Here is a 7,278-nt window from a genome sequence, read left to right as displayed (position 1 = left end):
GAATTACGCAACAAAGCCGGTTAAACCTAGAGTGGAATAGTTCGACCGGGAGATTTTCTTACCTCGTTGTGCGGTTTGGTAATATTACGTATATACCATTCATCAACTTACCCTTACCAAAACATAATTTAACAAACATACTCACCTCATTAAATAACAATACCCAATCATCCTATACCAGAGACCATAACTACAAAGGTATAACGATGAAAAAACTCAAAATAACGACCAATGATACATTCAATGGATTGCCAATCTTAGAACCAAAAGGTGGTTTAGTTCTTAGCTACCTTGATAAGCTGTATGACACGATTGATAAAGCCGTTACACAATATCCTCGTTCGACAGCCATTAGAGTAGACTTACGTTTAGCGAAGTCTTTTTTGTTTGATGACTCTAGTGCCATAAAGAACTTTATCGCTTCGCTGGATGCTCAGGTTCAAGCTGATCTCAGTCGAAAAAAAAGGAGAGGTCAAACTGCTCGTAGTTGTAAGGTTCGATATGCTTGGTGTAAAGAAAGAAGCACGTCATTGAGTTACCATTACCACCTTGTCTTGTTATTGAACAAAGACGTCTACCATTCTCTTGGAAGGTTTGATCAAAAAGGCAATTTATCAGACGTGATAAAGAAGGCGTGGTGTCGAGCGTTGGATATCAAAGCCGATGAAGGTGATACCTTAGTCCATTTCCCAGACAACCCTACCTATTGGTTAGAGCAAAACTCAGATAAATTCGACCAACAGGTGGATAGCCTATTTAAACGAGTCAGCTATTTGGCTAAGGTCGAGACCAAGCACTACGGCGACAGGTCGCGAAGTTTTGGGTGCTCGCGAACTTAAAAAAAAGAGGGCAGAACATCGCCCTCATTAATCCTTCCAAGCAATTAGTTTTGAGTGACGGTCTGCATCTTAATAGCCGTTATTGAACTCACTTCTTTTTTAACTGTAGTACCAGCGTCAAAGTTGATGTAGTACTCGGTAAAGGTTCCACTTGGATATTGATAGAACATCAGTTCATTATCACTGACGACGGCCATTCGTTCATTGGCATCGAGTTTAGCACCACTAGAAGCATCGATTGTCGTTGTAGCGGGTTGGTTAAGCTCAGCCTTACTGATATCAAAACGCATGAAGCTAGGCAGTGCACTATTATCATCGGCACTTGAGTACATGCAGTACAGTGAGGTTTGGCCTGCATTGGCTACGTGGCCACTATGCGCTTTAGATGGTTCGAGTTGTGTGATGGTTTTCGTTGTGTCATCGAACTTATACACAGAGCAATCTGAATGCATTTTATAATCACCACGGACCACACTCATGGAGGATGGCCTGTATCCATTGGTAGTCCATAGAGCGTCGGTTTGGTCTAAGGTCGCGCCATTCAACGTAAGCTCGATCAGTGCATTATCGGAATCTCGAATTGCATAGAGTTTACCCACGTATAGAAATGGGACAGACAACTGTGATGTATCGTAACTAAAGTTGTGCTCTGTACCGTCTTGATCTACCCACGTTAAGCTATCACCACTCCAAGGAACGGTGACAATATCACCTGTTGATAGAATGACGTTGTTTCTTAAGTAATCATCAAAGACTTTAGAAATGGTAAACGTACCATCAACAAGTTCTGCTTTATGCAGGCTGAGTTCATCACTGTGCCTCAAGTAAATACGCGTGCTATCTCCGTTGTGGGAAAAGCGTGTGTTGGTGACCCAAGCCTCATGTTCAGCTTCCATCTTCTTATAGATAGGTACGCCGCTCTCGACCAATGGATAAAGATCACCGGTATTCTTGTCCTGTATTAAGGTGTAATTGCCTTCATACACCACGTCATCCACGGTGACGCTAACGTTGCTCATATTGATTGCGGAATAGGTGGTATTGAGGTCGACGATCATATCGATAGTCGGAGTCACAACGCTCTCAGCATCATCGCCTTCAAAGCTAATCGAGCTTACCTCACCATTTTCTGGGTTCTCATAAACGTAAGCACTTTGCCCGTCATCTAAAGGTGTATTGAACGTGGCTGCTCTAGAATATGCACGATAGCCAGTCAAATCGTGAGCGCGAGGCTTAAAGGTTTGAAAACCATCATTTACAACACTCATGCTTGATATTGAGCGCGTTTTGTCGCTAGGTGGGGGATTGCTATTGGAGCCCCCTCCGCAAGCTGTCAGAGCGAAAGCGATAGAGCTGACGAGAGTTGTTCTGAGTAAGTTAGTATTTTTCATGATCATTCCTTGTGTGGTTGTTTGAACATTTGGCTATAAGAGTTGGTTCTCGTTTAGGTGTAATGACCTCAGATAGTGAAAATCCCTTTGGATAGGTAAACCCGAATGTACTGATGTAGATGTCTTGAATTTGGTTGAGAGGAATGGCGCAAACATGGCTTTCGAATTGGTAGATCAATTGAAGGGCTTCACTCTCTAACACAAGCCCAAGCGGACAGACATACTGGAGAGTTTGTTCGCTGTTGAGATGGAGGCGAATTTCACGCTGGTAATAGATTGCTAGACAAAGCTTGTCAAAAAGAGCTTCGTCATAATTTTCTTTCTGATTTATTAACGTGTATCGAATATCAATACGTGGACCTTGGTTGTGGTCCATTAGCAAAAAGGGTGCAAATGCGCCTTGCATACTTGGTAGATAACTTTCAGGAAGTGCTGCTTTTAAACTCTCAAAAGCAAACTCAAGAAGTACAGATTCTTTAGGGCCCATGAATACACCGGGTTGGGGTCTTCGATGATAGCTATAGGGCAGGGTTCTATCGTCTTTTTCAATATCTAGGTAATCCGTCAGAATATTCAAGCAGCGTTGTACGGTACGTTTCGAACGCTTAATCCCAGTACTCGCTAATCGTTCATGAATTTCACTAACTGTAACTTTTCGTTGAGTCGGTATGTGAGAGTAAATTTCAAATACTAACTCTATATGTTCGATGCGTTGTCTGTTTGGTTTAGAAGACATGGGACCACCAAAATTTAAACGTGATCAATCGCCTCATCACTAAAAAGTGATGAGCTAAAGATTCAACGAGATTAGGGATCGGCTGGTGGCCACACAGCCTGATGCGATTACTTTTTGTAGTTAATGACTAGTTTCTTAGCTAGAGGGTACTTAGCTATTTCATAATCTGGGTTTCTGGTTGCCAAGTTATGCGCCGATATTGCGGCAGCTGAAGCTAATCCAAAAATGACAGCAGGGCCTGAAACCAAAGTTGCTGCCATCGTGGTTGAACGACCTGCTGTGTATATTCGACAAGATAGCCTTTGCTCCTCTATGAGCCGCTCAATCTTTCTCACTGCTTGAGAGAAGTTTTTTACCCGAGTTATGGTGAACGACTCTTTTCGTTGGATTAAAGCGATGAGCTCTTCATCATTGGTATGATGCAGTACATTACTTGTGGTCATTGTGAATCCTTAGTTGGGTGTCTATGAACCATCACTGATGGCATTAGGATAAGGATGGGTGAGACAAATAACGTCTCACTCAAATGGCGGATAATGATTATGTGAAATGGGCTGTATATTTGAATTTAAATGACCTCGGGAAGGCCATTATTTATCCTTTGCTGTTTCTAGAATCTCACTCAGTAGATAACCTCTGTCCATCAACTCAATAGTGGCTAAGAGCCGTTTTAGGTGGGCCGAAGAAAGGCGTTGAACGAATTCAAACAGTTCGTGATCTGAGCTTTGCTCGACCTCTTTTTTAAAGTGCTGATACTGTTCATTAAGGTAATGACAACTCGCGAGAGCGGCTCTGATGAGCGCTTTTGTGAGCTGCTCTTTCAAAGGGGGGATATTGGGCATGGTTGGTATCACTTATCGGTAATGTCGTGATAAGTCGTGGGGTGGGAGTCAATGATGAAAAGTCATTCAGGCCTTGCTACATATAGGGTTAGCTCTCTCCGAAGCACGACTTTTGATGGCTGTAGTGGTCCGGTGCCTTTGTATCGTGACATAGACCCGGACGGGTTGTTCTTCCATTACGAAGTGATAGATATAGAGTCAAACGCTTCCATATCGATGTAGTTTAAGAAGTTATCCTGCCAAAGCTCAAACATCTCTACAGCGGAATAGTTACCCTTGATTGGGCTCCATCCCCCGAATTCTGTAAAGAACGCTTGGTCTCGAAAATCAAAGTCTAGACATCGCGCCAATTCTGGATACACATTCCCAACGTAAGCAAAATCAGTGATGTATTCGATGTTCCACTGTCCGCTACAAGTTTGAGTAACAGCTATTTCAACAGGGTGAAATCCACCAGCTTCAGAGCTGTATGAACTGTCCCGAAAGTTAAAGACTAAGTAAGTAGTTCGTGCAATTGATTCGTTATTTGTTAGTTGTCTTTGAAAGTTGTTATTGAGTAGAGCTTGTAGCTTGTCCGAGATAGGCAGACTTGCCGGGTGTAATTTTAGAGTAGACATAATGATGCCTCCTTGAATTTAGGTGAACGAGTCGGGTGATTGGTTAGCCTTAGCGGACTTGAGTGATCTGTATGTCATCGAAGACATGCTGAGTTAAATGCTCATGGAAAGCGCACATCCAGGCTTGGAACACTTTTGTTGTGACAGGGTGGCTCAGGCTCGCTGCCCCCGCATCTGGTTGATAGCACCAGTGATTAAGTAGGTGGAAATAGAGATAAACATCGAGAGAGTCGGTGGTTTTATCTTGATAAGTAAAATTGGCCGCGAAAACCAAGATCCAATCAGAGCGTGAATTCTCCCGCTTTAACTGAATCTCGACAGGGGCGACCCCTTCCTTTGTTTTGTAGTAGCTTGTGTTTCGACAGTTGAGTGCAATGCGTGTCGTGCCTCTAGGAATAGAGTAACGAGCTATGGTTTGTTCTAATTGCTGGTGGAGTTTGCTATTGAGGGTGATGTCACCATAGTGTTTCTTAATCATAACCAGCCCCTCTCTGCAAACGATGTGCACTGTTCTCCGACAACAATATGATCCAGAACTCGAACATCAATGAGCGCTAAAGCATCTTGCAATCTCGTCGTGATGCGCCTGTCTGCTTGTGATGGCTTAGAGTCGCCTGATGGATGGTTGTGAGCAAAGATAACCGCTGCCGCATTCGCCTTTAGAGCAGTCTTTACTACTTCTCGTGGATAGACGCTTGCAGCATCAATCGTCCCTTGAAACAACTCCTCAAATTCAATTAATCGGTGTTGGTTATCTAGCAACATGACGGCGAACACTTCGCGTTCACTGCCGCCTATCTTAAATCGCAAATAGTCTCGGGTAGCTGATGGGTTGGTAAATACATCTCCTCGGACATAACGCTCTTCTAATATATCTGCAGCCTTTTCTAGAACGCGATGTTCATGCTCTTGCTGTGAGAGTACGTAAAGTGGTGGTGAAAGTGTTCTCATTTTGATTCTCCTTTAATAAGGCTTTAGGTCATTCACTTTAATGACATATACCTCAAAAAGGTTTGAATCAGAGTAAGCCGAGCCAGCCTCATTTTTTTTAACACTATCCCCTTATCCCATGAGGACTACAGGCATAGGAGAACGTCCCATGAGATTTTTAAAGCTAAAAGAAGTGATTGAGAAAACTGCATTAAGCCGCTCGGCGATCTACAGAAAAATGGATGAGGGTAACTTTCCTGTATCGGTAAGCTTGGGAGATAGAGCGGTCGCATGGGTAGAAGAAGAGGTGAATAACTGGATGGAGCGGCGCCTATCTGAAAGATAGATTAATTAATCTTAATTAGTGCGGTTATATTGACAAAACACTTGTCAGTGACACAGAAAAGCCAAATCATAGGAATAAAGTTATGAACGAAGAAACTGTGCAATCTATATTGCTATCACGACATCAAAAGGAAACGCATCAAACCTACAGGGTGGGCTTGGTATCAGTGTGTATAACTACGATGGGCAGTTAGTTGACGAAAATAATCTATTAGTCGGTGAGATTGCCGATTGCGCGGAGTTAGAACTAATCGCATTGATAGAAGCGATGGCTTATACCAGGGATGGAGACTGCCTGTATTCGAGTAGTGAATATTGTGTGAAAGGGGTAAATGAATGGCTAGGTAACTGGAAAGCAAAGGAGTGGCGAAAATTTGATAAGACACCAGTAGCTAATCGTCATTTATGGCAACAGGTCGATATACATCGAGCGAACAAGTTTGTTGATGTGAATCGTGCTGATAAGTTTGGGGACTTTGAACAGATGGTGAGAGCAGGGAGTATGGCTAGGGAAGCGATATAATCAATCATTTATTAAGCGAAGGCCTCCAATCTTCTGAATTGATGAATCTGCGATAAGTGGGGGGCGCGAAGCGAACAGAATAAGCGCTGGAGATCAAGTCGATTCAGTGATTTACCCATTACGACAACACTCATGGTGAAACAAGTGTTTCCTATGTCGTTGAGAGCGCTGCAAGGATTTGTCGACTTGGTATTTAGACGTCCCCATGTTCCATTAAGTTGTTCGCCTCACATTTGCATCAGTCGTAGAGCAAAGGAAGTTGAGGTCTCATTTAAGACAGCACCTAACCATCGATGCGACTGGCCTTTAGGTTTATGGCGAAGGCGAATGAACAGTAAAAACCCCGGGACGGATGGTAGGCGTAGAAAGGGCATTAAGTTGTATATTACAGTCGATTCAAGCACTCATGAAATCATTGCTGCCGGTCTAAGTACAGATGGTGAAGTCATTCCGAACTTGCTGAAACACACACGCCGAAGCACCCTAGCGGTCTCTGGTGATTGCGCTTATGACACGAGAGCGTGTCACGCTACTATGAGATTAAACGATCCATTGCTCTAATCCTGCCAAGAGAAGGGGTTGCTCTTTCTCTAAATTGAATTACACAACAAAGCCCACTTTTTAGTCCATAACGCCTTGCGAGTTAAATATCGTTCGTGTTGGATCTTGCTAGTGACACTGTGACAAATTTATTTCGTGGTTGTATGTGATTAAGTGTAGGTTGATTTAAATCTTGGCGTAAAGTGGTAAAAGTAGATAGATAAAATCTGGTATATTCTTTTTGTTAACAAAAAAGGTTAAATTATTACTTTGGTATCTAAATTTTTTAGCCGCCAAATATAAAAATATCAAATAAAAAATATAAACAATTGGCGACAAAAAATAAAAGTAAATATTGTTTAGATTAGGTACTTTGCGTTGACAATGAATGCAGAATCTTACTTATGAATATTTGTGTTTGACTAGGGGAAATGTTTTTATTTGAGTGTTGTTGGGTTAATAAATAATTGAGTTTTTCTACAGATGATATTGAATTAGGGGCTTTGTTGCGTAAT

Annotated in this window: 10 protein-coding genes and 1 pseudogene; 4 read left to right on the top strand and 7 right to left on the bottom strand. The window is 42.4% G+C overall.

What is annotated here, in order from left to right; all coding sequences use genetic code 11:
• Positions 1-206: 206 nt before the first annotated feature.
• A complete protein-coding gene (locus BCT49_RS00860; RefSeq protein WP_102433783.1) occupies positions 207-839 on the top strand; it encodes an inovirus Gp2 family protein in 633 nt (210 codons plus the stop codon).
• Positions 840-883: 44 nt separating this feature from the next.
• Here the strand turns inward: BCT49_RS00860 and BCT49_RS00855 are convergent, their stop codons facing one another.
• The 7 genes from BCT49_RS00855 to radC all read right to left on the bottom strand — a co-directional run bounded on the left by BCT49_RS00855 (position 884) and on the right by radC (position 5,376).
• The gene (locus tag BCT49_RS00855) at positions 884-2,230 is read right to left on the bottom strand and encodes a hypothetical protein (RefSeq protein ID WP_102433782.1); all 1,347 of its coding nucleotides are present in this window, start codon (positions 2,228-2,230) and stop codon (positions 884-886) included.
• Positions 2,217-2,966, bottom strand: coding sequence for a hypothetical protein (locus tag BCT49_RS00850; protein ID WP_102433781.1), 750 nt, complete (start codon positions 2,964-2,966; stop codon positions 2,217-2,219). Before BCT49_RS00850 ends, BCT49_RS00855 begins: the two co-directional genes overlap by 14 nt.
• Positions 2,967-3,073: 107 nt before the next feature.
• The gene (locus tag BCT49_RS00845; RefSeq protein WP_102433780.1) at positions 3,074-3,409 is read right to left on the bottom strand and encodes a hypothetical protein; all 336 of its coding nucleotides are present in this window, start codon (positions 3,407-3,409) and stop codon (positions 3,074-3,076) included.
• A gap of 147 nt (positions 3,410-3,556) precedes the next feature.
• Positions 3,557-3,808, bottom strand: coding sequence for a hypothetical protein (locus tag BCT49_RS00840; RefSeq protein WP_102433779.1), 252 nt, complete (start codon positions 3,806-3,808; stop codon positions 3,557-3,559).
• A 176-nt stretch (positions 3,809-3,984) separates the two neighbouring features.
• Positions 3,985-4,425 (bottom strand): DUF2787 domain-containing protein, encoded by a 441-nt coding sequence (locus tag BCT49_RS00835; protein ID WP_102433778.1) that lies wholly within the window; start codon positions 4,423-4,425, stop codon positions 3,985-3,987.
• A 49-nt stretch (positions 4,426-4,474) separates the two neighbouring features.
• Positions 4,475-4,903, bottom strand: coding sequence for a DUF2787 domain-containing protein (locus BCT49_RS00830; protein ID WP_102433777.1), 429 nt, complete (start codon positions 4,901-4,903; stop codon positions 4,475-4,477).
• The gene (gene radC, locus BCT49_RS00825) at positions 4,900-5,376 is read right to left on the bottom strand and encodes a RadC family protein (RefSeq protein ID WP_102433776.1); all 477 of its coding nucleotides are present in this window, start codon (positions 5,374-5,376) and stop codon (positions 4,900-4,902) included. Before radC ends, BCT49_RS00830 begins: the two co-directional genes overlap by 4 nt.
• 148 nt (positions 5,377-5,524) lie before the next feature.
• Between radC and BCT49_RS00820 the strand changes: the two genes are divergently transcribed.
• The 3 genes and pseudogenes from BCT49_RS00820 to BCT49_RS00810 all read left to right on the top strand — a co-directional run.
• Entirely contained in the window at positions 5,525-5,701 is a 177-nt protein-coding gene (locus tag BCT49_RS00820) for an AlpA family transcriptional regulator (RefSeq protein ID WP_102433775.1), read from the top strand.
• Between the two features lie 102 nt (positions 5,702-5,803).
• A complete protein-coding gene (locus tag BCT49_RS00815; protein WP_102433774.1) occupies positions 5,804-6,223 on the top strand; it encodes an RNase H family protein in 420 nt (139 codons plus the stop codon).
• A gap of 10 nt (positions 6,224-6,233) precedes the next feature.
• A pseudogene (locus tag BCT49_RS00810) lies at positions 6,234-6,807 on the top strand (transposase); the annotation flags it as partial.
• Between the last annotated feature and the right edge of the window lie 471 nt (positions 6,808-7,278).

It is taken from the genome of Vibrio lentus (assembly GCF_002875945.1).
GTDB classification, from domain to species: Bacteria; Pseudomonadota; Gammaproteobacteria; order Enterobacterales; family Vibrionaceae; genus Vibrio; species Vibrio apostichopi.
Note: the sequence above shows the minus strand (reverse complement) of the source record. Positions and strands in the feature narration are given on the sequence as shown.

Coding starts and splice junctions, on each gene's coding strand:
- BCT49_RS00860 (WP_102433783.1), top strand. CDS start 207: ATGAAAAAACTCAAAATAACGACCAATGATACATTCAATGGATTGCCA.
- BCT49_RS00855 (WP_102433782.1), bottom strand. CDS start 2,230: ATGAAAAATACTAACTTACTCAGAACAACTCTCGTCAGCTCTATCGCT.
- BCT49_RS00850 (WP_102433781.1), bottom strand. CDS start 2,966: ATGTCTTCTAAACCAAACAGACAACGCATCGAACATATAGAGTTAGTA.
- BCT49_RS00845 (WP_102433780.1), bottom strand. CDS start 3,409: ATGACCACAAGTAATGTACTGCATCATACCAATGATGAAGAGCTCATC.
- BCT49_RS00840 (WP_102433779.1), bottom strand. CDS start 3,808: ATGCCCAATATCCCCCCTTTGAAAGAGCAGCTCACAAAAGCGCTCATC.
- BCT49_RS00835 (WP_102433778.1), bottom strand. CDS start 4,425: ATGTCTACTCTAAAATTACACCCGGCAAGTCTGCCTATCTCGGACAAG.
- BCT49_RS00830 (WP_102433777.1), bottom strand. CDS start 4,903: ATGATTAAGAAACACTATGGTGACATCACCCTCAATAGCAAACTCCAC.
- radC (WP_102433776.1), bottom strand. CDS start 5,376: ATGAGAACACTTTCACCACCACTTTACGTACTCTCACAGCAAGAGCAT.
- BCT49_RS00820 (WP_102433775.1), top strand. CDS start 5,525: ATGAGATTTTTAAAGCTAAAAGAAGTGATTGAGAAAACTGCATTAAGC.